Origin of the sequence: Kineococcus sp. TRM81007 (assembly GCF_022669155.1) — a bacterium.
GTDB lineage: Bacteria > Actinomycetota > Actinomycetes > Actinomycetales > Kineococcaceae > Kineococcus.
Genome location: NZ_JALBVB010000025.1, coordinates 1 through 1,703, shown reverse-complemented (window position 1 = coordinate 1,703; position 1,703 = coordinate 1). Strand labels below are relative to the sequence as shown.

Genomic DNA, 1,703 nt, shown 5'->3' with positions numbered 1-1,703 from the left:
GATTCTGGATGCCTTCCACGTCGTCAAGCTCGCCTCCACCGCGATGGACGAAGTCCGCCGCCGTGTCCAGCAGGCCACCCTGGGGCGGCGCGGGCACCGCGACGACCCGCTGTACCGCATCCGGCGGCTGCTGACATCGGCTCGGGAGAACCTGACCGACCGCGGCCGGGCCCGCCTCGAGGCGGCGCTGCAGGCCGGTGACCCCGGTCTGGAGGTCACCGTCGCCTGGCACGCCTACCAGGACCTGCGCTCGATGTTCCACGCCCCGACCCCGGCTGCGGGTCGGGTCATTGCGCAGCGGGTGCTCGACAGCTTCCACCGCTGCCCGATCCCGGAAATCGCCCGGCTGGGGCGGACGCTGCGGTCATGGCGGGTGGAGGTGCTCGCCTACTTCGACGACGACCCGGCCCGGTACGGCATCAGCAACGGCAGCACCGAGGCCATCAACCTCATCATCGAGAAGACCCGCCGCCTGGCTCATGGGTTCCGCAATTTCGCCAACTACCGCATCCGCATCCTGCTCGCCGCCGACGGCACCCGGCCCTGGCGACGACGCCGCGGGTCAGGGTGAGCTACCCACCCGTAGATCCGAAGAGCCGGTCTGGCGCACCGCACCACCCTAGGGGGTTTCGGCATTGAACTGACTCTGGCAGCGTCCTGATCTCCAGCCGGTGCCGGGCCGGTGCCCGTGCGCACCGGCCCGGTGCCGGCGTCGGCCGTCGGTGAGGAGCAGGCGTGGAGCAGGCATCGGGGCACGAGGCCGGGCACGAGGTCGGGCAGCGCGGGGACGTCGAGCCCCGCAGCGAGCAGGCGATCGCCCGCTGGAGGGCTGCCGGTGAAGCTCGCGATGCTGCTGCGGCGGTGAGCGCGCTCAGCGAGGACGTCCGGTTGATCTCACCGATCACCGAGCGGTTCGCCTTCACCGGCCGCGCGCAGGTGCACGAGTTGCTGGAGGTGGCCCTGGAGGCGGTCGAGGGCATCGTGTACACCGATCAGGTGCTCCAGGGCCGCGCCGCGGCCCTCTTCTACGAGGGGAGCGTCGCAGGGGTGCGGCTGCACGAGGCCCAGCGCCTGCGCCTGGACGCCGACGGGCTCATCAGCGAGGTCACGTTGTTCGTCCGGCCGCTGCCGGCGCTGACGGCCTTGATGCGTCGTCTCGGTCCCGAACTGGCCCGCCGTGGCGGCCATCCCGTGCTGGCTCGCTTGATCCCGGTGGCCGGTGCTGCGTTGCACTCGATGGCCAGCACGGGTGAGGACAGGATCATGCCGAGGACGGCGCCGCGCTGAGCGCGGCACTGCTTCGAGGGTGCGCGAACGCGTTGCAGGCAAGCGCTACGCCGTGTTGTCACCGCCGGGCACCAACGCGCGGGAGGCGGGATGTGCATGCGTTCCGACGTCAGTCGCTGGTGTCCTCCAGCAGACGTTCGACAGCGTGCCTGAGCTCGGGCATGTCCTGGCTGACGGTGGCGGCCACGATGGCGTGGGTGGTGTCGAAGTAGCGGTGGGCGAGGTGGTCGCGCATGCGGGCGATCTCCGACCACGGCAGGTCCGGCTCACCGGCCAGCACCTCGTTCGGGACGGCCTTGACGGCCTCGCCGATCTCGATCAGCCGCACACGGACGGCGTCGAAGACCAGGCCGTCGGGCAGGTCGCCGCGACGGGTGTGAGCGTCGATGGCATCCAGGGCCGCTTGCACGTCCAGC

3 protein-coding genes are annotated in these 1,703 nt (G+C 71.2%); 2 read left to right on the top strand and 1 reads right to left on the bottom strand.

Annotated elements, in window-relative coordinates; all coding sequences use genetic code 11:
- Together MN205_RS01735 and MN205_RS01730 are read left to right on the top strand one after the other, a co-directional pair.
- Positions 1-571, top strand: a 571-nt coding sequence (locus MN205_RS01735) for a transposase (protein WP_242123724.1), incomplete at its 5' end; no start/stop codon positions are given.
- A 164-nt stretch (positions 572-735) separates the two neighbouring features.
- Positions 736-1,287: a hypothetical protein gene (locus MN205_RS01730; RefSeq protein WP_242123722.1), complete on the top strand. Its 552-nt coding sequence runs from the start codon at positions 736-738 to the stop codon at positions 1,285-1,287.
- A 109-nt stretch (positions 1,288-1,396) separates the two neighbouring features.
- On the opposite strand, the gene MN205_RS01725 is transcribed toward MN205_RS01730, so the two are convergent.
- The gene (locus tag MN205_RS01725) at positions 1,397-1,702 is read right to left on the bottom strand and encodes a DUF86 domain-containing protein (protein ID WP_374115806.1); all 306 of its coding nucleotides are present in this window, start codon (positions 1,700-1,702) and stop codon (positions 1,397-1,399) included.
- Position 1,703: the final 1 nt, after the last annotated feature.